15 protein-coding genes and 2 pseudogenes are annotated in these 22,595 nt (G+C 70.6%); 13 read left to right on the plus strand and 4 right to left on the minus strand.

Annotated features, from left to right (window positions below):
• Window positions 1-4 precede the first annotated feature (4 nt).
• From LV75_RS12625 to LV75_RS12635, 3 genes and pseudogenes are all read right to left on the minus strand, one after another.
• A complete protein-coding gene (locus LV75_RS12625) occupies window positions 5-823 on the minus strand; it encodes an ABC transporter permease (RefSeq protein ID WP_372504169.1) in 819 nt (272 codons plus the stop codon).
• Window positions 820-1,821 carry an ATP-binding cassette domain-containing protein gene (locus LV75_RS12630; RefSeq protein WP_253887059.1) on the minus strand — a complete coding sequence of 334 codons (1,002 nt, stop codon included), beginning with the start codon at window positions 1,819-1,821 and terminating at the stop codon, window positions 820-822. Before LV75_RS12630 ends, LV75_RS12625 begins: the two co-directional genes overlap by 4 nt.
• Window positions 1,818-6,329: pseudogene (locus LV75_RS12635) on the minus strand (SDR family NAD(P)-dependent oxidoreductase); the annotation flags it as partial. The pseudogene LV75_RS12635 and the gene LV75_RS12630, both read right to left, overlap by 4 nt.
• Window positions 6,330-6,610: 281 nt before the next feature.
• On the opposite strand from LV75_RS12635, the gene LV75_RS12640 reads away from it, so the two are divergent.
• The 10 genes and pseudogenes from LV75_RS12640 to LV75_RS12690 all read left to right on the plus strand — a co-directional run bounded on the left by LV75_RS12640 (window position 6,611) and on the right by LV75_RS12690 (window position 20,428).
• A complete protein-coding gene (locus LV75_RS12640; protein ID WP_253887061.1) occupies window positions 6,611-8,050 on the plus strand; it encodes an arylsulfotransferase family protein in 1,440 nt (479 codons plus the stop codon).
• On the plus strand, window positions 8,047-9,321 hold the full coding sequence (gene cysC / locus LV75_RS35490) for an adenylyl-sulfate kinase (RefSeq protein WP_308210935.1): 1,275 nt from the start codon (window positions 8,047-8,049) through the stop codon (window positions 9,319-9,321). The genes LV75_RS12640 and cysC overlap by 4 nt, the downstream gene beginning before the upstream one ends.
• Window positions 9,318-9,953, plus strand: coding sequence for a sulfotransferase family protein (locus LV75_RS12655; RefSeq protein WP_253887062.1), 636 nt, complete (start codon window positions 9,318-9,320; stop codon window positions 9,951-9,953). Before cysC ends, LV75_RS12655 begins: the two co-directional genes overlap by 4 nt.
• A gap of 20 nt (window positions 9,954-9,973) precedes the next feature.
• Window positions 9,974-13,813 (plus strand): annotated as a pseudogene (locus LV75_RS12660) (type I polyketide synthase); the annotation flags it as partial.
• A 21-nt stretch (window positions 13,814-13,834) separates the two neighbouring features.
• Complete coding sequence (locus tag LV75_RS12665) at window positions 13,835-16,981, plus strand: S8 family serine peptidase (protein WP_253887064.1); 3,147 nt, start codon at window positions 13,835-13,837, stop codon at window positions 16,979-16,981.
• 61 nt (window positions 16,982-17,042) lie between these two features.
• Window positions 17,043-17,234, plus strand: a complete 192-nt coding sequence (locus LV75_RS12670) for a DUF3072 domain-containing protein (protein ID WP_253887065.1) — start codon at window positions 17,043-17,045, stop codon at window positions 17,232-17,234.
• Between the two features lie 58 nt (window positions 17,235-17,292).
• Window positions 17,293-17,511, plus strand: coding sequence for a hypervirulence associated TUDOR domain-containing protein (locus LV75_RS12675; RefSeq protein ID WP_253887066.1), 219 nt, complete (start codon window positions 17,293-17,295; stop codon window positions 17,509-17,511).
• Between the two features lie 155 nt (window positions 17,512-17,666).
• Window positions 17,667-18,098: a hypothetical protein gene (locus tag LV75_RS12680; protein WP_253887067.1), complete on the plus strand. Its 432-nt coding sequence runs from the start codon at window positions 17,667-17,669 to the stop codon at window positions 18,096-18,098.
• A 749-nt stretch (window positions 18,099-18,847) separates the two neighbouring features.
• The gene (locus LV75_RS12685) at window positions 18,848-19,282 is read left to right on the plus strand and encodes a P-loop NTPase family protein (protein ID WP_253887068.1); all 435 of its coding nucleotides are present in this window, start codon (window positions 18,848-18,850) and stop codon (window positions 19,280-19,282) included.
• Between the two features lie 99 nt (window positions 19,283-19,381).
• The gene (locus LV75_RS12690; RefSeq protein ID WP_253887288.1) at window positions 19,382-20,428 is read left to right on the plus strand and encodes a ParB/RepB/Spo0J family partition protein; all 1,047 of its coding nucleotides are present in this window, start codon (window positions 19,382-19,384) and stop codon (window positions 20,426-20,428) included.
• Between the two features lie 123 nt (window positions 20,429-20,551).
• On the opposite strand, the gene LV75_RS34900 is transcribed toward LV75_RS12690, so the two are convergent.
• Window positions 20,552-21,220, minus strand: coding sequence for an arylamine N-acetyltransferase (locus tag LV75_RS34900; protein WP_308210936.1), 669 nt, complete (start codon window positions 21,218-21,220; stop codon window positions 20,552-20,554).
• A 197-nt stretch (window positions 21,221-21,417) separates the two neighbouring features.
• On the opposite strand from LV75_RS34900, the gene LV75_RS12700 reads away from it, so the two are divergent.
• The 3 genes from LV75_RS12700 (at window position 21,418) to LV75_RS12710 (ending at window position 22,441) form a co-directional block, all read left to right on the plus strand.
• Entirely contained in the window at window positions 21,418-21,642 is a 225-nt protein-coding gene (locus LV75_RS12700; protein WP_253887070.1) for a hypothetical protein, read from the plus strand.
• Entirely contained in the window at window positions 21,629-21,886 is a 258-nt protein-coding gene (locus LV75_RS12705; RefSeq protein ID WP_253887071.1) for a hypothetical protein, read from the plus strand. The genes LV75_RS12700 and LV75_RS12705 overlap by 14 nt, the downstream gene beginning before the upstream one ends.
• Window positions 21,887-22,129: 243 nt before the next feature.
• On the plus strand, window positions 22,130-22,441 hold the full coding sequence (locus LV75_RS12710; RefSeq protein ID WP_253887072.1) for a hypothetical protein: 312 nt from the start codon (window positions 22,130-22,132) through the stop codon (window positions 22,439-22,441).
• The last annotated feature ends 154 nt before the right edge of the window (window positions 22,442-22,595 follow it).

Below are 22,595 nucleotides of genomic sequence, written 5' to 3' on the forward strand. Positions count from 1 at the left end.
TCGTTCATGCCGACCGGCGGAAGTTCCGGGTGGCGACGGCGGCCCCGCCGAGCGCGGCGACCGCGGCCAGCAGCACCGCCCACGGCAGCGCCCAGCCCGGTGACCTGCCCAGCGCGAGCGCGCGGGTGGCGTCGATCGCGTAGGTGAGCGGGTTGGCCGTGGCCACCGCGCGCACCCACAGGGGCATGTTCTCCAGCGGCAGGTAGGCGCTGCTGGAGAACATCAGCGGGTACACGGCGATGAAGGACACCGCCTGCATCACCTCGATGTTGCGCTGCCAGGTGGCGATGGCCACGAACACCCAGCTCAACCCCCAGCCCACCACCAGGGTCAACAGCACGGCCGCGGCCAGCCCGAGCACCCCGCCATCGGGGTCGAAGCCCAGCACCAGCACCGCGGCCACGACGATCGCGACGAGCTGCACGGCCAACCGGGCCGTGTCGGCGAGGGTACGCGCCACCAACACCGACACGGGGCTGATCGGCAGGGTGCGCAGCCGCCCGATGACCCCGGTGTAGGTCTCGGCGACCAGCCCGGCGCCCGCGCCCATGGCGGTGATCATCGCGATGTTCACCAGGGTCGCGGGCATGAGGTAGTTGATGTAACCGGCGTACCCGGCCATGCCGGGGAGCGCGGTGACCCCCGCGAAGACCTGGCTGAACAGCAAGAGGAGGACGACGGGTTGGAGGAGGCCGAAGAAGACCAGGCGGTAGTTGCCGAACGCGGCTCGCAGCGAGCGGGTGGTCAGTACCCAGACCTGCATCGGTGCGGTGGTGCCGGACCACTGGGTGCGGTCTTGGGGGTCGTGCTGGTGGCGGCTCATGGTGTGGCTCCGGTGCCCCAGGCGGCCCAGCCTGTGTTGTGGAGGGCTAGGTAGACCTCGTCCAGGGTCGGTTCGGTGATGGTGAGGTCGAGGATCGCGAGGCCGTAGCGGTCCAGGGCGCGGACCAGCGACACGACCAAGGCGGCGGTGGGCACGGGCGCGCGAACGGTTCGGGCTACCAGGGTCGGCGTGAGGCCTAGGCGACGGAACTCGTCCACTGCCCACTGGGCTGAGAAGGTGTCCGGGAAGGTGACGGTGGCTGTGCGGGCACCGACGTGGGCCTTCAGCTCTGGTGGGGTTCCCTGCGCGACGACCGCGCCACCCGCGAGGACGACGATCCGGTCGGCCAACTGGTCGGCTTCCTCCAGGTACTGGGTGGTCAGCACGACAGTGGTTCCTTCGCGGGCCAAGTGGCGGACGGTGGCCCAGAGGCCGGTGCGGCTGACCGGGTCGAGCCCGGTGGTCGGCTCGTCGAGGAACAGGACCTGTGGCGCGCCGACCAGGCAGGCGGCGAGGTCCAGGCGGCGTCGCATGCCGCCGGAGTAGGTCAGGGCCAGGCGGTCGGCGGCGTCGGCGAGGTCGAAGACATCGATGAGTTCGTCGGCTCGGGCTCGGGCCGCGCGGGCTGGGGCGCCGAGCAGGCGGGCGACGAGGACGAGGTTGCCGCGGCCGGAGAGGGTCTGGTCGACGGCGGCGGTCTGACCGGTGAGGGCGATGCGCCTGCGGACCTCGTGACCGGACTTCCGCACGTCGAACCCGCACACGGTCGCGGTCCCGGTGGACGGCGTGATCCGCGTCGCGAGGATGTCGACCAGCGTGGTCTTGCCCGCCCCGTTGTGCCCGAGCACGGCCACCACGGTCCCGGCGGCCACGCGCAGGTTCACCCCGGTGAGCGCGGTGACCTCGCCGTAGCTCTTGCCGAGGTCGACGACCTCCACGCGGGACCGCGTCGTCGTGGTCCGCTCGGTGCGTCCGCCCCTCTGGTCCTGGTCGGTCACGGGACGGGGTAGTCCCATCCGCTGGTGACGTCCGCGGGCGCGGGCGCCGTGTCGAGGTAGCGGGCGAGCGCGGCCGGGCTGTCGTGGTCGAAGACGAGCGTGGGTGGCAAGGGGCGGCCGGTCGCCGCGCTGAGCCGGTTGCGCAACTCCACCGCTGACAGCGAGTCGAACCCCAGGTCGCGGAACGGCCGGGTGAGGTCGACGGCGTAGGCGTCGCGGTGTCCAAGAACCGTGGCCACTTCCCGTCGCACCAGCGCGAGCACTCCTTCTACGACGGGTTCAGGCGGCGGTGCTACGACTCGTCGCAGCGGCACTAGTACGGGCTCGGGGTCGCCTAACGCCTCGTCGAACAGCGCTAGAGCATCCGCAGTGGACAGAGGTGCGACCCCGGAGCGGGCGATCCGGGCAATGTCCGCCGAGTCGAGGTCTGCGGTCATGGCGCCTCGGTGTGCCCATACGCCCCACGCCAGGGATGTCGCCGGTAGTCCAAGAGCCCGCCGGTGGCGAGCCAGTGCGTCGAGGTAGGCATTGGCTGCGGCGTAGTTGCCCTGGCCTGCCGCTCCCAGCACCCCGGCAGCGGAGGAGAACAGCACGAACAGGTCGAGATCGGCTTTAGCGGTCAGCTCGTGCAGGTTCCACGCCCCGACCACCTTCGGCCGAAGCACTCGCTCCACCTGTTCCGCCGTAAGAGACGCCACGGTGCCGTCGTCGCGCTCGCCCGCCGCGTGCACAACACCCGTGAGCGCATCACCGATCTCGTCGATCACGGCGGAGAGCGCAGCACGGTCGGCGACATCGCAAGCGCGCACCACGACGTCGGCACCAAGAGCACGTAGTTCCTCGACCAGCGGGTCGTCCGCGCGGGCGTGACGGCTCAGCAGGACCAGATCCCGCACCCCGTGCTCGCGGACCAGGTGCCGGGCCAAGAGCCCACCCAACGCACCCGTTCCGCCGGTGATCAGCACCGTGCCCCGCCGGTCCGCAGGCACGGTGAGAACGAGCTTGCCGGTGTGCGTACCTGCGCGCATCCACCGCAACGGCACAGCAACGTCGCGGATGTCCCACACCCCAGGCGCGGGTGGCTCAAACCGCCCAGCATCCGCGAGCAACTCCGCGATCCGATCCGGCCCGGCTGACTCGACGAGGTCGAACGCCCTATAGGTGACGCCAGACGAGCGGGCTACTTGAGTGGGGTCGCGCATGTCGAGTTTGCCGAGGTCGATGAGCCTGCCGCCGGGGGAGAGCAGCTCTATCGAGGCATCTAGTAGCGGTCCGGTCAGGCAGTTGAGCACCAGGTCGGCGCTGCCGAACTGCTCGACGAAACCTCTATCGCGCGAAGAGGCGACCGCCTCCACACCCAAGGACAGCACAAGCGCCTGCTTGTCCGGGGACGCGGTCGCCAGCACCCGAGCACCGGCCTGGAGAGCAAGCCGCACCGCGGCCTGACCGACCCCGCCAGCGGCCGCGTGCACCACCACTGTCTCCCCAGCGCGCAAGCCGCCCAGGTCGAACAGCCCGTGCCACGCGGTCAAGTACGCGACCGGGACCGACGCCGCCGTGGCGAACGACCAGCCGCGGGGGATCGGCGCCAAGAACCGCCGATCGGTCACCGCGCGCGGTCCGAACGCCCCGGGCACCAACCCGAACACCCGATCACCCGCCGCCAACCCGCTCACCCCGGGCCCAACTCGACGGACCACACCCGCGGCCTCGGCGCCGAGCAGACCCGGCTCGGGATAGCTGCCCAGCGCGAGCAGCACGTCCCGGAAGTTGACCCCGGCCGCGCGCACCTCGATCTCCACCTGACCCGGCCCCGGCTCGAGCTCCTCGACGGACCACGGCGACACGTCGTCGACCGACCCCAACACGCCCGGAACCAACCGCCACGGACCTCTCGGCAGGGCGAACCCGCGCCGCACGTGTGGCTGCAACTCGGCAACCTCAACGGTGTCCCCGCGCGATACCGACTCACCCACGGCTGCGGCAGCCACTGCTGACACATCGAGTGGCCCCGCGCGTTCCACCAAAGCGAACCGACCGGGATGCTCGGCGCGTGCGGACCGAATCAGCCCCCACACCGCAGCGCTCGGTAGGTCTGCCTCCGCTCCTCGGGTCACCACGACCAAGGTGCTCCGCTGCCATCGTGAGTCAGCGAGCCAAGCACGAGCCATCTCCAGCGCCCACGCAACAGCCTCAGCAGCAGTCGACCCACCGCGTTCGACCAAGACAAGATCAGGCGCCGGACCGCTGGCAGCCGCTAGCGCCGCCAGATCAGGGAACAGCACACTCGGATCACCGACCCACGGCGAATCACCAATGGCCGCCACCCTGCCCGGTAGCGCCAACGGCGAACTAGGTGCCCACTCAAGACGGAACAGCCCAGAGTCGCGCGGCAGCGTCAACGGCGACCCACGCAAACTTAACGACTCAATGACCAGTGCGGTCCTACCCTCGCTGTCGGCCGCCACGACCTCTACCCCCGCGCTTACCGCGATCCGCACCCGCAGCTCACGCGCCCCCGGCTGCGGACACCGCACCCGCGTGAAGGTGTGCGGCAACCCGTCAGCCAGATCGGTGTCCCCGAGCACGTGCAGCGCGGCGTCAAGCAACGCCGGGTGCACGCCGAAGTCCTTCTCACCTACAGAAGTCTCGGCATAGAGGAACCCGTCAGCGCCATGCCAAGCACGACGCAGCGCACGCCATGCCGGACCGTAGTGATAGCCGCGATCGTCGAGACCCCGATAGAGCCGATCGAGATCTATAGGACGCCCACGCGGCGGCCACTCCACAACCCAAGGAGCCTCCACGGGCGAGTCGGCGGAGAGGACCCCAGTGGCCCGAAGTGTCCACTGTGACCCATCTCCACGAGCCTCGACGCGCAACTCCCGGGAGTCAGCGGACAGCGGGCCGCTGGTCAGCCGGATCTCCCAGTCCGCGGGGATCGGTTCGCGCAAGATCAGCTCGGCGACGACCGGATGCCCTGTGTGCCGCCCCACGTGCAGCGCACACTCCAACACCGCGGCGGCTGGCAAGATCGGCGCGCCCGCCACCTGGTGCTCAGCCAGCCACGGGTGCGCCCACAACGACGCGGTGAACACGACCTCCCCGGTCGCACCCTCCGTCGCGACGCCCAGCAGCGGATGGCCGCGAGCCGCGAGCGGGGCGTGGTCGGGCAGCCAGTAACGAGTACGAGTGCCGTTCTCCTCCGGCGGCTCCGCTGGCCACGCCGCGTCGCCCTGCTCCAGCACGACATGCGCATTGGTACCGCTGATCCCGAACGCCGAAACGCCTGCCCGGCGCGGCCGCCCGCGGTCGGGCCAGGGCACGTTGTCGCGCAACACCTCCACACGGCCCGCCGCCCAGTCCACCTCGTCGCACACGTCCCGCACGTGCAAGGACCGCGGCAGCACGCCGTGCGCCATCGCGGCGATCACCTTGATCATCCCGGCGGCCCCCGCGGCGGCCCCGGAGTGGCCGATGTTGGACTTCACCGACCCCAGCCACAGCGGCCCCGTCCGGTCACGCCCGTACGCGGCCACCACCGCCCGACCCTCGATCTGGTCACCCACCGGCGTCCCGGTGCCGTGCGCCTCGACCAGGTCGACCTCGTCGGGTGCGAGCCGGGCCTGGGCCAGGGCGCGGCGGATGACGCGTACCTGGGCCGGACCGCTCGGCGTGCGCAGCCCCTCGGTCGCGCCGTCGGAGTTCACCGCGCTACCCCGCACGATGGCCAGCACCCGGTCGCCGTTGCGCCGAGCATCGGTCAACCGCCGGAGCACCAACACGCCCGCGCCCTCAGCCCACACCGTGCCGTCGGCGCGGCTGTCGAACGCCTTGCACCGGCTGTCCGGGGCCAAACCGCGCAGCTGCGCGAAATCGACGATCGCGCCCGGCGTGCACATCGCGCTCACCCCACCGGCCAGGGCCAGGTCCGACTCGCCCGCGCGCAGCGACTGGCACGCCAGGTGCAGCGCGACCAGCGACGACGAACACGCGGTGTCCACGGTCAACGCGGGGCCGGTCAGGCCGAGGGTGTAGGCGACGCGCCCGGACAGCACGCTGCTCACGCTGCCGGTGATCCGCTTGCCCCGCACCGATTCCGGGCTCAGGTGCAGCGGCATCCCGTAGTCCTGGTAGGCGACGCCGGTGAACACGCCGGTCTCGCTGCCGTGCAGCGACCGGGGAGCGATGCCCGCGTGCCTCAGCGCCGACCAGGTGACCTCCAGCAGGAGCCGCTGCTGCGGTTCCATCGCCAACGCCTCGCGCGGGCTGATGTCGAACCGGTCGGCGTCGAACAGCGGCAGGTCGTAGAGGAACCCGGCCTCGCTGGTGTAGGTGCGGCCCACGCGGCGGGGACGCGGGTCGTGCAGCCCGGCGAGGTCCCAGCCGCGGTCGCGGGGGAATGGGCCGATGCCGTCGCCGCCGGAGACCACCAGCGACCACAGGCGGGTCGCCGAGGTGGCGCCGCCGGGGTAGCGGCAGCCGACGCCGATCACCGCGACCGGGTCGACGTGCGGGGTTTCGGTGTCCACCAGCCGACCATAAGCCGCCCTCGCGACAAATGGCCACCCCCATACCCGCCATGACGTTATAAGAAATAGCTATAACGTCTGCTGTTAATGTATTCCGGTAATGTCCCAACCTTGGTCTCGACCGGCGAATGTGCCATCCTGGCTGGGATTCCGTGTCAACGGTGGCGCCCCCGGCGGCCACCCCCGGCCGTATGGATGTCGGAATGCCCCAGTTGAGAGAATTCACAAACGTCCCCTCGTGTTCACGGTTCTCCCGAGTGGCGGGCGGCATTTTCGCCGTTATCGTCGTCGCTTTCTCGGGTATGCCAGCCGCCGACGCGGCCCCCGCGGCCGCGCAGGCGGTGACGCGCTACCTGTCGCGCCCCGACCTGGTGCCCCCCGCGATCACCGTGACCACCGCCGCCGCGCCCACCGCGCCCGGCGCCATCCTGCTGACCCCCAAGAACGCCGTCGACGAGCAGATGGGCCCGTTGCTGGTCGACGACACCGGCAGCCCCATCTGGTTCGCCCCGCGCGGTGACAAGACGCGGCTGGTGATGAACGCGCAAGCGCAGACCTACCGGGGCAAACCGGTGCTGGTCTGGTGGGAGGGCTCGTTCGTCCCGCTGGGCTGGGGGCAGGGCAGCGCGACCATCGTCGACCAGAACTACCGCACCGTCGCCCAGGTCGGCGCCGACCGCGGCGTGGACCTGCACGCCATCCGGATCACCCCGCAGAACACCATGATCGTCGTCACCTACCGCACCACCACCGCGGTCCCCGGGCAGGTCACCATGCGACCGGTGGTGGAGAACGTGCTGCGCGAGATCGACATCGCCACCGGCGCGGTCCTGATGACCTGGTCGAGCCTCGAGCACATCCCGGTGTCGGAGTCCTACCTGCGCTCCAACGACATCGTCGCCTGGGACTACCTGCACATCAACGCCGTCGACCTGGACACCGCGGGCAACATCGTGGTCAGCGGCCGCAACACCCACACCGTCTACACCCTCGAGCGCGGCACCGGCCGGGTCCTGTCCCGCCTGGGCGGCAAGCGCTCCGACTACGCGATGCCCCCGGACGCGGTGTTCGCCTGGCAGCACAACGTGCGCGCGCTGCCCAACGGCGACATCAGCATGTTCGACAACGAGCAGGGCGCCACCTTCCCCCCGACACCGCCGACCCGACCGATGTCCCGGGCGATCGTCCTGCACCTGGACAACACCGCCCGCACCGCGACCATGACCCGGTCGCTGAGCACCCCGGACGGCCTCGGCACCGGCGCCCAGGGCAGCAACCAGGTCCTGCCCGACGGGCACGTCTTCGTCAGCTGGGGCGACCGCGGCCGGTTCAGCGAGTTCGACGCCACCGGCGCGATGATCTACGACGCGCACTTCACCGCCCCCACCATCGACACCTACGTGGCCAACCGGGTCGACTGGCACGCCACCCCCACCGAACCCCCCGCCGTCTTCGCCCGCCGCGCACCCGACGGGGGCCTCACCGCCTATGCCAGCTGGAACGGCGCCACCGAGGTCCGCCGCTGGCAGGTGCTCGCCGGACCCGACAAGGCGCACCTCAAAGTGGTCGGCGAGACGGCGCGCTCCGGGTTCGAGACCGTGCTGAGCTCGTCGAGCACCGCCGGGTACGCCGCCGTGCGCGCGCTGTCGGCGACCGGCGCGACCCTCGGGACCTCACCCGTGGTGCGTGTCGGATGAGCGCCCCCGGGACCGTCATCTGGCTCACCGGCCTCTCCGGCGCCGGGAAGTCGACCATCGCCCGGCTGCTCGCCGCCGAACTCGACCGCGCGGGCACCCCCACCGAGGTCCTCGACGGCGACGAGGTCCGCGCCGCCCTGTCGACCGAACTCGGCTTCGCCAAACGCGACCGCGACACCCAGGTCCGCCGGGTCGGCTACCTGGCCAAGCTGCTCGCCCGGCACGGCGTCACCGTCATCGTCGCGCTCATCTCGCCGTACCGGGAAGCGCGCGACGCGGTGCGGGCCAGCCTCGGACCGTTCCTGGAGGTCCACATCCGGGCGCCGCTGGACGAACTCATCAACCGCGACCCCAAGGGCCTCTATAGGCGGGCGCTCGCGGGTGAGATCAGCGGGTTCACTGGCATCAGCGACCCCTACGAGCCACCGCTGCACCCGGAACTGGTCATCGACACCGACCTGTGCGATCCAGACACCGCCACCGCACGGATCCTCGCGCTGCTGCAGCGATCCGCGGACACCGGGAGCGACCACATCCTCGCGGGCGACCTCGCGGCCGCCGCGGGGAAGCGGCTGCTCGACCTGCGCGCCGAACAGGGCTTCGACGCCCCGGACGACCTACGCGAAGCGGGGGACAAGCAGGCGCACGCCTTCCTCGCCGACCGCATCGCCGAACACCGCCCAGGTGACCAGCTCCGCTCCGAGGAATCCCCAGGCGATGGCACCGGTTCCCGGCTATGGATCGTCGACCCGTTGGACGGCACCCGCGAGTTCGGCGAGCCCGATCGCAGCGACTGGGCTGTGCACGTAGCGCTATGGCGCGACGGCAAGCTCGCCGCGGGCGCGGTAGCCCTACCAGCTCGCGACCTGCTGCTGACTACCCGCGACGCGGTAGCCCGACCCCGCTCACCTGGCCGGTTCCGGATCGCGGTCAGCCGCACCAGGCCACCTGCGCTCGCCGAGGCACTGGCGGCCGAGCTGGACGGGGACCTGGTCCCGATGGGGTCCGCGGGCGTCAAGATCGTCTCGGTCCTGCTCGGCGACACCGACCTCTACGTGCACGGCGGCGGCCAGCACGAGTGGGACTCCGCCGCCCCGGTCGCGGTCGCCACCGCCGCCGGGCTGCACGCCAGCAGGCTCGACGGCTCCGCCCTGGTCTACGGGCGCCCGGACGCCTGGCTGCCGGACCTGCTGGTGTGCAGGCCCGACGACGCCGACCGGGTCCTCGCCGCCGTCCGCGCGGTGTCCGCTCTCGAAGAGGAGAAGGCATGAAGGTCATCGGCGCCGGATTGGGCCGCACGGGCACCGCCTCGGTGAAGGCCGCCCTGGAACAGCTGGGCCTCGGCCCGTGCTACCACATGTTCGAGGTCACCGCGCGCCCCGAGCACGGCGAGCAGTGGCTGGCCGCGCTGGCGGGCGACCCGGTGGACTGGGAGCGGTTGTTCACCGGCTTCGGCTCCACGATGGACTGGCCGGGCTGCTCGTTCTGGCCCGAGCTGATCAAGGAGTACCCCGACGCCAAGGTCGTGCTGACCGTGCGCGACCCGGACGGCTGGTACGCCAGCATGGCGCGCACGTTGCTGCCGGTGTGGCGGATCGCGGCGGACCCGGCGCGGGCCGGGGTCGCGGGCTACGAGTGGTACGGCCGCCTGGTCACCGCCATCGCCCAGCACTCGTTCGCGGGCCGGACCGATGACCGCGACCACATGCTCGCCGCGTTCGAGGCGCACAACGCCGCCGTGCGCGCGGGCGTCCCGGCCGACCGGTTGCTCGTCTACGCGGTCGGCCAGGGCTGGGAGCCGCTGTGCGGGTTCCTCGGCGTCCCGGTGCCGGACGAGCCGTTCCCGCACCTCAACGACACCGCCTCGTTCCAGTCCATGGTCGAGCGGATGCTCACGGCCTGATCAGGGGAGGCACCGTGCAAGACCCGATCGCGGTCGTGGGTGTCGGCTGCCGGTTCGCCGGTGGCGTCGCCTCGGCCGAACAGCTGTGGGAGGTCGTCGCCGCGGGCGCCGACCTGGTCACCGGGCCGCCGACCGATCGCGGCTGGGACCTCACCGGGGTCACCGGCGGCGGCGGGTTCCTGCGGCACGCGCTGGACTTCGACGCCGGGCTGTTCGGGGTGAGCCCGCGAGCCGCGCTGGGCATGGACCCGCAGCAGCGGGTGCTGCTGGAGGTGTGCTGGTCGGCGTTCGAGGACGCCGGGATCGCCCCCGGTGGGCGGGTCGGGGTGTTCGTCGGCGTGGCCCACCACGACCACGCGACCCGGCTGCGCGAGGTGCCACCCGAGATCGCCGGGCACCTGGGGCTGGGCAGCGCCACCAGCGTGCTGTCCGGCCGGATCGCGCACACCTTCGGGCTCACCGGACCCGCGCTGACCATCGACACGGCGTGCTCGTCGTCGCTGGTGGCGCTGCACCTGGCCGTGCGGTCGCTGCGGGACGGGGAGTCGGAGTTGGCGTTGGCGGGCGGGGTGACCGTGATGTCGACGCCGACGACGTTCACCGAGTTCGCCCGCTTGGGCGCACTGTCGGCCGACGGTCGGTGCCGTGCCTTCGGTGCAGGGGCAGACGGCTTCGGCCCGTCGGAGGGGGCGGGTGTGCTGGTGCTGGAGCGGTTATCCAGAGCCAGACGCCTCGGACACCGCGTGTACGCGCTCGTGCGCGGCAGTGCGGTCAACTCCGACGGGGCCTCTGGCTGGCTCACCGCTCCCGACACCGCCGCGCAGACCGCGGTGATCACTTCCGCGCTGGCCGACGCGGGCCTCGTACCGTCCGATGTGGATGCTGTGGAGGCGCATGGCACCGGGACCAAGTTGGGCGACCCGGTGGAAGCGCGAGCGTTGGTCGCCGCCTACGGCGCGGACCGGGACCGGCCGTTGTGGCTGGGCTCGGTGAAGTCGAACATCGGTCACACCCAGGCCGCGGCGGGAGTCGCTGGCGTGATCAAGGCGGTCACCGCACTGCGTCGGGGCGTGCTGCCACGCACCCTGCACGTCGACGACCTGTGCGACGGGGTGGAGTGGGGGCCGGTTGCGGTGCTGCGGCAGTCGCTGGCCTGGCCCGACACCGGACGTCCGCGTCGCATCGGTGTGTCGGCGTTCGGGATCAGCGGGACCAACGCGCATGTTCTGTTGGAGCAGGCGCCACCGCCCGGATCACGCGCGGCCTCAGCGGATCCCGGGTTGGGGTTGGTGGGGTCGACGGTTCCACTGTTGGTGTCCGCGGCGTCCGCTGCCTCCTTGCGCGAGCGTGCCGGACAGCTCGCGGAAAGCTTGTCCAGCGTTGGCGGTTGTGCGGTCTCGTTGGCGCGCGGGGTGACGCTGGGCCATCGCGCGGTCGTACTCGCGGACTCGACGGGGTCCGCTGTGGACGGACTGCAGTCGTTGGCTGGTCCGGGCGTGGTACTAGGGCCTGGGGATGTGGGTCGCAGCGGCGCCGGGGCCGTGTTGGTGTTCGGCGGCCAAGGCTCGGAGTGGGTCGGCATGGGGGAGGAGCTGCTCGGCGCTTCCCGGGTGTTCGCCGACCGGATGGCCGAGTGCGCTGAGGAACTGTCACACCTGGTCGACTGGGACGTTCGCGACGTGCTGTCGGATCCCGCCGCCTTGCGTCGAGTGGATGTCGTGCAACCGACGCTGTTCGCCGTGATGGTCTCGCTGGCCGCGTTGTGGCAGGCATGCGGGGTGCGAGTGGATGCGGTTGCCGGGCAGTCACAGGGTGAGGTGGCCGCCGCTTGTGTGGCGGGAGCGTTGTCCTTGGCGGACGCGGCGCGGGTCGTGGTGGCGCGGTCGCGTCTGGTCGCGGGACTCTCCGGTGGCGCCATGGCGTGGGTGCATGCGCCGTGGGCTTGGGTGCACGCCTCGGTCCACGAGCGGGACTGCGCGCCAGATGGTTGCGCTGAGGCTGGCCTGTGGCTCGCGGCGGTCAATGCACCCGAGTCGGTGGTCGTATCCGGTGCGCCAGCGGTCATCGAGGAACTGTTGGTCCACTGTGACTTGCACGGTGTGCGCGCGGGCCGGACTCCCATCGGCTACGCATCACACAGCCCGTATGTGGAAGTCGTCGAGGACGAACTGATGAACGCCCTACGCGACATCACCCCACAGCCACACCGGATCCCCATGGTCTCCACCGTCACCGGGCAGGAAGTGGACGTCCTCGACTCGGCGTACTGGTACCGCAACCTCCGCGCCCCGGTCCGGCTCGACCGTGCCGTGTCCGCTCTGCTCGATCGCGGCCACAGCACGTTCGTCGAGTGCAGCCCGCACCCGATCCTCACCTCGGCACTGCACCACAACCTGCACACGGCCGCAGTTGGGCGAACCGCCGTGGTGCCGAGCATTCAGCGCGACGACGGCTCGCCTTCGCGGCTGCTCGCGAACGTAGCCTCAGCACACGTCCATGGCGTCGGTGTTGACTGGTCCGTGCTACTCGCGCCACTGTCTGACGAACCCGCCCCACTACCCGGCTACCCGTTCGCCCGCACCCGGTACTGGATTCCCGCCGAACGGCAAGCCCGAGGCTCGCTGTTGAGTCCACAGTGGCACAAGGTCACGCCGTCTCCGGCGGATGTCACTTGGCTGCAGGACCTGGTAAGCGCGAAGCCAAAGGGCTTGCTTGCCCTGGAAGTCTCATCCTACGAGACCGCCTCGGCACTGCGCGAGGTGTCGGACTTCCTGGCACGGTGGCGGACCGATCCTGGTTGGTCGAACGCCCACCCCGTGATCGTCACCCGAGGTGACTCACCCGACGAGGCCGCGTGCGCCGCCGTGTGGGGTTACGTCCGCTCGGCCCAACTAGCGCACCCGGACCGGATCCGCTTGATCCACCTCGGCTCGCGGGACCGGGTCGAGACCGTCGCGGGCACGGGATACCAACTGCAGGTCCGCCAGGATGGGGTATATGAGCCACGGTTGGTTCCGGTCGGGGGAACGGGGCCAAGACCGAGTCTGGGGGAGGGCACAGTCCTGATCGTGGGCGGTGGCGACGAGGTTCGCACGGTGTTCGCCCGCGCCATGGTCGAGCTCGGTGCCAAAGTCGTCCTCGTCTTGGGTGAACCGCTCGCGGATCTGGTCAGCGTGCCGTCGGTCCAGTTCGCTGACCTGGACATCCCGAGCGCGGTCGCCGAGGCCCACCCCCTGACGGGCATCGTCTACGCCGGTGACCGCTATGACGAGGCGGAGGCGCTGCACGAGCTCGCGGGCGATGTCGCCGTGTTCGTGCTCTCGAGCTCAGCGACCGGTGTCCTCGGTGGACCCGGCGCGGTTCCCGCTGCCGCGTTCGATGCCTTGGCCCGCCGCCGCGCCACCCGAGGACTTCCTGCGCTGTCGTTGGCGTGGGGGCCCGACGACGACGGTCATCTCGGCGTGACGCGATTGTCCAGTGAAGACCGACAAGCGCTGGTGATCGCGGCGCTGCGCGTCCCGGAACCGGTCCAAGTCGCCATCGAGTTGGACACCGCCGCGTTGCGGGTCTGGCCGACGGTCCCGGTCCCGCTGCGCCACCTGGTCCCGCGCGAGGCGGTCGAGGTGCGCGCGGAGAACCTGCTCGACCTGGTACTCGGGCACGTCGCGGCCGTCCTGGGACGCCGCGATCCCGTCCCCGCGGGCACGCCACTGCGGGACCTCGGCTTCGACTCCCTGACCGCGGTGGAACTGCGCAACCGCCTCAGCGTCGCGACCGGTGTCGCGCTGCCGCCAACGCTCGTGTTCGACCATCCCACTCCCGCTGCCGTGGCCGAGTGCCTCCGCGCGGAACTCGCTTAGTTCAAAAGGCTCGGAGGAACCATGCGTACAACCAGGTGGCCCCGGCTGGCCGCCGTCGCCGCGCTCGTGGCCGGTGTGGTGCTTAGCGGCACCCACCTCACTCAGGCGGCTGCCGCTGAACCCGTGCTGATCGGGTCTCGCTCGGTGACCTTGCTGACCGGTGACCGGGTGGAGGTTGATGCCTTGGGGCACCGAACAATCCATCCTGGACCGAATCGGGACAAGGCCGCCTTCTCTTACTACGAAAGAGACGGGCACCATTTCGTCGTCCCGGTCGACGCGCTGCGGCCATTGGCTGACGATCGACTCGACGAACGCCTCTTTGACATCGATGCCCTTCTCGCGGCGGGGTACGACGGCGCTGGTCTGCCGGTGATCGTCACCTCTCGGCCGGGACTGGCCCCTGCCCAGATCGCAGGCTCGGTGAGTCTGCCCGCTGTCAACGGTTTCGCGGCCCCGGCTCGACTTGACGGCGCCGTGTGGCGGAGCTTGGACAGCCCCGGCGTGCGCAAGATCTGGCTCGACAGCGTGCGCAAGCCGCAATTGGACAAGAGCGCCGCCCAGATCGGCGCGCCCATCGCGTGGCAGGCCGGGTACACCGGCGCGGGCGTCACTGTGGCCGTCCTCGACAGCGGCATCGACAAGACCCACCCGGACCTGGCCACTCGCGTGGCGGAAGCGCGGATCTTCTCCGACGCGCCGGACGGGCTCGACCGGATCGGCCACGGCACCCACGTGGCGTCGATCATCGCGGGAACCGGCGCGAAGTACCGGGGTATCGCCTCGGGGGCGCGGCTGCTGGACGGGAAGGTCTTCGACGACAACGGATCCGCGCGCGACTCGTGGATCATCGCGGGCATGCAGTGGGCCGCCGAATCCGGGGCGAAGATCGTGAACCTGAGCCTGGCCCAGCCCGACGTGCCCGACTCGGATCCGCTCGAGGAGGCCGTCAACTCCTTGTCGGCCCAGCACGGCACGCTGTTCGTCGTCTCCGCGGGCAACGACGGCCCGACCGGCGGCACGGTCGGCTCGCCGGGCAGCGCGGACGCGGCGCTCACCGTCGGCGCCGTGGACCGCACGGACAAGATCCTGGCGTTCTCCGGCCGCGGCCCCCGCGTCGGTGACGGGGCCGTGAAACCGGACATCACCGCCCCCGGCATGGCGATCGTCGCCGCCCGCTCCTCTGCCTCGCCCGGCGACGGGCCCTACGTCGCGGACTTCGGCACGTCAATGGCGACCGCGCACGTCTCGGGTGCCGCGGCGGTGCTCGCCCAGCAGCACCCGGACTGGTCGGGGGAGCGGATCAAGGACGTGCTCATGGCCAGCGCCAAGCCCGGCGCGGGGCAGACGATCTTCCAGGAAGGCACCGGCCGCGTCGACGTCGCTGCCGCCATCGGGCAGACGCTCTCGACCGAACCCGCGTCGGTGCACCTGGGCGTCCAACGGGTTCCCGACACCAGCGGGAAGATCTATTCGCGGACCGTCACCTACCGCAACACTGGAACGGCCGAGTCGGTCCTGGACCTGAGGTCGGTGCTGATCGGACCGGACGGCAAGCCGGTCAACCTGATCACCGTCACGCCCGCGCGACTCACGGTTCCGGCGGGTGGCACGGCCACCGCGACCTACACGATCACACCGCCCGCCGATGCACCGCAAGGGATCTATGCGGGCGTGGTCCTCGCGGGAGCGATGCGCACGCCGATCGTGTTCATCCGCTCGGAGCAGACGTATGAGGTGAAGGTGCGCCAGCTCGGCCTGGATGGGTTCCCCGCCATCGCGGGCTATGCGCGGATCGTGTCCAAGGCGGCGGGTGCGCGCCAATACCAGGTGCCCGCGACCGGCAGGCTGCGGTTGCCGAAGGGGGAGTACTCGGTCGACGCGCTGCTGGTCGGGGACAACCTGAACTGGCTGTTCCAACCGTCGTTCACGGTCGCTGGCGATTCTGAGGTCGTCGTCGACTACCGCTTGACCAAGCCGCTGAGCATCACCCCACCGGTCCGGGCCACCAGCCGCTTCGCCGACGTCGCGCTGACCTACGGCGACTACGCGACCGGTATCGCGGGCACCGACATCACGCGCACCACGACCGGCACGGCAGGACCCCGGGTACCGGGGGACGCGCTGACCACCAAGGTCCACACCCAATGGCTCGCCGAGAACGGCGACTTCTACGGCTTGGCCTACTTCGGTCACGGCGGCCTACCGGACGGCCTCGTCAAACGTCCGTCCAAACGCGACCTCGCCCACGTGCGGGCTGGTCTCAACACGACGAACCAGGGCAGCATCGGAGCTCGGGCCGCGTCACCGTACCCAGCGGTCGGCGACGTCCTGGACTCCAGCCCCGGCTACGACGTCGCCGCCCTACCCCGGGTCCGCGACGAGTACTACACCACCGAGTCCGACGGTGCATTGTGGAGTTTGCTGCTGGCCCAACTCAGTCCGACGGGCGTGCTGGAGGCCACATCGCTGAGCCCGCTCCGCCACTACCGCCCAGGCCGCGACTACACCGAAACCTATAACCGCGGCGTGTTCGGGCCGGTGTTCCCACCGCTGCCCAAGAACCAGTCATTCGTGAGCCGTGCCAAGGACTCCATCCGGGCCGCCATGTCCCTATACGGCGACGGTGGCGGGAACGCGGGTGATGTGACTCTGGCAAGCCGCACCACCACCCTTTACCGCGATGGCGCCAAGGTCGGCGAGTCGACCGATCTCACCGGGCCTGCCGCCTTCCCGGTGCCCGCGGAGACGGGGACCTATCAGCTCGTCTCCGACGCTACCCGGGTTCCCGGGGTCTCCCTGTCGACACGAGTCGTGGCCTCGTGGACGTTCCAGTCGGGGCACACGGAGGCCGCGCAGGCGATCCCGGTCTCGACCATCCGCTTCACGCCTCGGCTCGACGAGAACAACTCAACCCCCAAGGGGCGGTTGTTCGTGGTACCGGTCTCGCTGCAGGCGCAAGGGAGTGTGGAGAGCCGCCCCCTGTCGGGCCCGGTCGAGGTGTCCTATGACAGCGGGAAGACCTGGCAGAAGGCCCCACTCATCAGCGGCGCCGCGATCCTGTGCCACCCGAACACCGCCAGCACGGTGTCACTGCGCGCCAAGTCGACCAGCCGCTCCGGCCAGGTCGTCGAACTGACCATCATCGACGCCTACAAACTGCGCTAGTGAGGGGTTTGCGACCGCGCCACAGCGGGTACGGGCACAGGTGTTCGAGAAAGGAGACCAGATGACCGACCGTACCCCCGAGAAGGACCCCGCCGACTGGAGCACCGGTGACGAGCCGATGACCGGTCCCCAGGAGTCCTACCTGCACACCCTTGCCCAGGAAGTCGATGTCGAGGTTCCACCCGACCTGACCAAGGCCGACGCGTCGAGGCTCATCGACGAGCTCCAGGAGCGGACGGGCCGCGGCGTGTGACGTGGTCGTATCACGTGGTCATCCGGCGGGGTCCCCGGCCGCGGCCGAGACTGGGTGGATGGCTGAGAAGAAGCTGCGCAAGGGCGAAGAGGTCACCTGGTCCAGCCACGGCCAGACCGTCCACGGTGAGGTGGTGGAGAAGATCACCGAGGACACCCGAGCCGCTACGCGTCAGGTGCGCGCGTCGGAGGACGACCCGCAATACCGGGTGCGCAGCGACAAAACGGGCAAGGACGCGGTGCACAAGCCTTCCGCGCTGCGAACCCCGAAGAAGTGAGACAGAGGAACCAGTAGGCTCCGCTGTTCGGTCGGCGCTGGCTGGCGCCCGGCTTTCCTTGGTGGCCAAGGGAAGCCGGGCTTCACCCCGTCAGCAGATTCGCGTCCTCCGGTTCCCTGCTTAGGCTCGGGGAAACCACGTCGGGGAGGACGAAAGTGACCACTGGTAGAAGAACCGCGATGACCCTGGCCGCGTGTGCCGCGCTGCTCTGCGTGACCGCACCCGCCGCAGCCGCCGACAACGCCGTGCTCGGCAGTACGTGCCACCAGGGCTGGTACGCGTTCACCGTGACCGCCACCGGAGGCGACATCCCGGCGGGCAGCCAATGGACCTCGTCGTGGGCCGCCGCTAGCACAATCCCGGCCGAGTACCACGTCGCCTCTTACCCAGGCCTCATCGACGACACGCCGGTCAACCCCCACCTGGTCACCCTCACCAACCCCGCCGCCATCCCCGCGGGCACCCGCGTGGTCCTGGAACCGCACGGCTACTCCCTGACCAACAAGAGCCGCCTCACCCTCCGCCTATCCGGCTACGGCGGCACAACCGGCCGCACCTTCCCCGTCGGCGAATGGCCAACCTGCTGACACCTGCCGTGATCGCCCCGCCAAGCCGGAACTGAGCGTCTGGGACCGCGTTTCCCCGCGGTTGCGGATGCTGTCCGATTCAGTGCTGTGCGTTCCCAACGATGCAACACCGGAGAACAGGTCCCGGACCGTCGCGACGGTCCGGGACCTGTCGCGCAATGCACGCGTTTGAGTGGATTCCCGGATCCCGCTCTTGCGGACTGTGGTGTCGCGCGCGATTTGCTCTCCTTCCGTGACCTGTGGGGAATGTGACCGGGATGGGTCAAAGCAAGTACGTTGCTCTATTGGGGCTGGATGGACCTCGATGGGGCCGACGCGGCGCAAGCCCTAGACGTCGTCACCGGAATCGTCCTGGATGCTGCCCGCTGCTGACGAGCACGCCCTGCACGGGAAGTGCGGAATGCGACTGGCAAACCGGGCCTCTATCGAGAGTATCAACGCCCTGAGTGGTTGTCGACTGAGTTGGTGTGCGCGGCCGGTGCGTCGTTCTCGATACCGCGTCTGGCGGTTCCGCTCTGGTGCGCAAGATCACCATCTTGCTCCGGGGCGGCTATATCGCGAGGGCATGCCGCATTGTGCGGACTCCCGGCACGCGCGCCGATTCCGCACTCCGGTGTGCTCGGCTTGACCGCCCCCGGTGGCGCTGGTATTGGTTCAACCAATGACTCATCTGGGGGGACTGAGTGGTGGTTGAACGCGTTCAGCGGTTTTCGGCCCCATTTCGGGACCGGGGACGGCGCTGGGGCGGGATGGGGCGACTGGCCCGGGCCGCGGGTGCCGGGCAGCAGGCGCTCGACCCGTTCCGGCACGTGATCGCGGGGAACCTCGCCCGCCGCGGCGCGACGGAGACCGCCCTCGCCTGGGCACCGCCGCGCTCCCTTGAACGTCAAGAGGTCCTTGATCTGCTGGTGGACAGCCGAAGTGCCTTCGAGGTGCCCGGTGGTCTGGGCTACGGGGCGGAGCTGTCCGGCGGCCAGTGGCAGTCGGTCGCCCGCGCGCTTGTGCGGGACGAGCAGTTGCTGCTGGTGGCCGACGAACCCGCGTCCGCGTTGAACGCCACCGTCGAGCACGCGCTGTTGGTGTCGCACCGGTACTCCGCCGTGGGCGCGGCCGACATCATCGTCGTGCTGGACCGGGGGCGGGTCGCCGAGTTATTCGGCCGCCAAGCCCGTGTGTGCCGCTGATCGGTGTGCCGTCAGCGCCCGGTCGTGGGACAAGGTACCGGCCCTGGGGTGGGTCCGCTGGTGGGAATCATTACCGCACAAGGGGAGAGTGCAGTGGAGATGACAGATCGGGAGCACGTGGTCGCTGTCCTGTCCGATGTGGACCAACACGTCCTCGGCGCGGCCGACACCGAGGTGGTGCCGATCGCGTCGCTGCGGTCGGCCGACTCGCCGCGCACCCAGGCCGAGGACCCGGACCACGTGCGCGTGCTGGCGCAGACCGAGGGCGGGTTGCCGCCGATCCTGGTGCACCGGTCCACCAGGCGCGTGATCGACGGGATGCACCGCATCCGGGCCGCCCTGCTGCGCGGGGCCGAGCAGATTGAGGTGCGCTTCGTGGACCTGCCCGAGGAGGACCTGTTCCTGCTCGCGGTCCGGCTCAACGTCCAGCACGGCCTGCCGTTGGCGATGGCCGACCGCCGCGCCGCCGCCGCCCGCATCCTGGTGTCGCACCCGCACTGGTCCGACCGCGCGATCGCGGGAACGGCCGGGCTGGACGCGAAGACGGTGCGCGGCATCCGCCGGGAGAAGGGCGGTGCTCCCGCCTCGACGCCGACCCGGATCGGTCGCGACGGTCGCACCCGCCCGCTCAGCGCCGCCGCGGGTCGCCGCTCCGCGGGGGAGCTGGTGAAGGCGAACCCCGCGATGCCGCTGCGCCAGGTTGCACAGCGGGCGGGCATCTCCCTGGGCACCGCCGCTGACGTGCGGCACCGGGTGATGCGCGGTGAGGACCCGGTGCGCGGCGGCACTTCTCGCCCTGGCGACACGGCGGGACGCGATGAGAAGGTGGCGGCTGCCCGGGAACCGGTGGCACCCGAGGGTGCCGGTCCCGACGGCGCCTCGGTGGCCAACTTGATCGCCCGGCGGGATTCCGCGATGGCCCTGCGGATCCTGACCGCCGACCCCGCGCTGCGGTTCACCGACGCGGGCCGGGTCTTGCTGCGGTGGCTGAGCACCCGGTCCATCGACTCGCGCGAGTGGCAGGGCCTCATGGACGAGGTGCCTGCGCACTGCGCTGGCACGGTCGCCGACCTCGCCCGCCAGTGCAGTGAGTCCTGGCGGGAGTTCGCCGAACAGTTGGAGCGGCGTCACCGCGCCTCGGCCTGAGGAGCCCCGGTGGTGGCGGTCGGACCTGCCGCCGCCACCGGGCCGCTCGACCCACCCGTTCTCGAGGGGTGGGGCCGCCGAAGGCGAGGCCGAAGAGGGTGTCGAACCAGCCCTGTCGGGCCGTTAATTCGCTGGCACCCCGCGCTCGTGATCCGGCTGAGCAGCAGGTCGGCCCCCGTCGCGTCCCGCCGCCGCACCCGAACGAAGTCGGCGGTGCTCGCGGTCGCGCGGAGATGTCCGCGTCCGCGAAACCGGCAGCGGGGACGTGGTTGATCCGCCACCCGCTCGGCTCGACCGGTGACGCGCCGACCTCGTAGCCGAACGGTCCTGCCGAGTCGACCCGGGCTCCAGGGGGATCGGCTCGTGCGGGGCGACCTCCACCGGCCACCGCTCGTCTGGGCACTGCTCGGTGGGCAGGCCCGCCACCGACAGCGCGAGGTGGCCGCGCTTCCAGACCCACGCCCGGTGCGCGGTGACCCGGTATCCCAACTCGCCGAGCAGCAGGCCGAACGCGCCGTTGAGGTGGAAGCAGTAGCCGCCTCGGCCGAGCCGCGCGATCCGCTCGACCGACGCCGCGGGATCGATACCGGGCAGGCTGCCGGTCCGCATCGCCAGGGTCTCGAATGGGCCCGGCGCAGTCGCCGCAGGTTGGCCGAGGTCGGCGACAGTCCTACGAGGTAGCCCGTGATGTCCACAGCGCTCACGGGTGCGCGGTTCGGGGGATTCGACCGTTCCGAGTCGATGCGATCGGGGAATCGGGCGAATCGGGCCCCGAATGATTCCAATTTCCACCGCCGCGGAACGCCGGGTGTGTTCAACCGCGGAAGTCCGGCGGCTGAACGGCGAGATGAACGCGGGGGATACCGTGTCGCAGGATTCACTGGATTTTCTGGTCAACTCGTGCTTGCTGCCCGCTTACGGCGGCGCGGACCCCGGTGACGGGTGAAAGCGGGAGTTGGACCAAGGGCTGGCGGGCATCGTGCCGTTCGGTGCCGATCTCGGCCACTCGACGAGCAGGTTCACGCGCTCACCGCGGCAGCAACTACCCGGGCACCTTCGCGCTCGGCGCGGTCGACAGGGGCTACCTGGACGCGTCCGCCGCGCCGGGGACGATGGTGTTGAAGACCCGTGGCGCGGGTTTGGCCAACTCGGTGGCCGCGGCCGAGCTGCTGTCCGGTCGGCTGAGCGGGGGTGCTCCTCGTGACTGGTGGTGAGTCGGCCACGCCGTTTCTCGGCGTGATTTCGTTCAACTGGCGAGCGGTCGATTATCTGAACGCCGGTGGTACGTTTCCTCGGTCGAAAGACACGGGTTGCGTCGATGGGGGTGCGATCGTGAGTCCGGGTGATGTCATTGTCCTGCCGACCGCCGAAGAGACCGGGGCGGACACGCTGGCGGCCCGCGCGTTCCTGACCCCTGGCGGGGTGCTGCTGGACGACGAGGCGGGCGCGGAGCGTTGACGGGGCCGCTGGCCGGTGATTTCTCGGCCGGGTTGGCCTGGCCGAGCGCCGCGCCGGTCCTGGTCTTCGACCTCGATGGCACCTGGTTCCGCTCCGGCGTGCTGACCAGGGGCGACATCACCAGACTCGAGCGCCGTTCCGCGATCATCAACCGCGGCCTGCCCGGCGCCGAGGTGCGCAGGCGGATCGTCGCCTGGTTGACCGAGGCGGCTGATCGCGTCGGCGGTGCCACCGCGGTGCGTGGTGTCCCTCGGCGCGGCCCCGCTGTTCGGCGCCGAGCGGACCGACTGGTGGCCGGGGGTGGAGCTGCGCGCGGCGCGGCCGGGGGTGTCGTGGGTCGTGGTCAACGACGTGTCCGCGTTGCTGTGCAACGACGAGCTCGACCAGACGGGCGCCGCGGCCGCGGTGAGCATGGGGATCGCATACCGCACCATCGACTTGTGTACCAGGTGCGTCCCCTACGACCGCGAACACGGCTGCAAGGGGAGATCTCCCGTCGCGCATGTGGTGGCGGGGCGAACCCATGACCGCCGTGCGCGACCGAGGCGGGCGTGATCACGTGAGTTCGTTCGCCTCAGGCTCGGCCATCAGCTGGCTCCTGCCCGCGATGGCCCAATCCGTTCATAACGGGCACCGAGGCGTACCTCGTCACGGACCTGGGCGCCGTCCAGGACGTGTTGTCGGGGCTGGCGTGCTTGTTGAGATCCAC

This window comes from Actinokineospora diospyrosa (assembly GCF_024171925.1).
GTDB classification, from domain to species: Bacteria; Actinomycetota; Actinomycetes; order Mycobacteriales; family Pseudonocardiaceae; genus Actinokineospora; species Actinokineospora diospyrosa.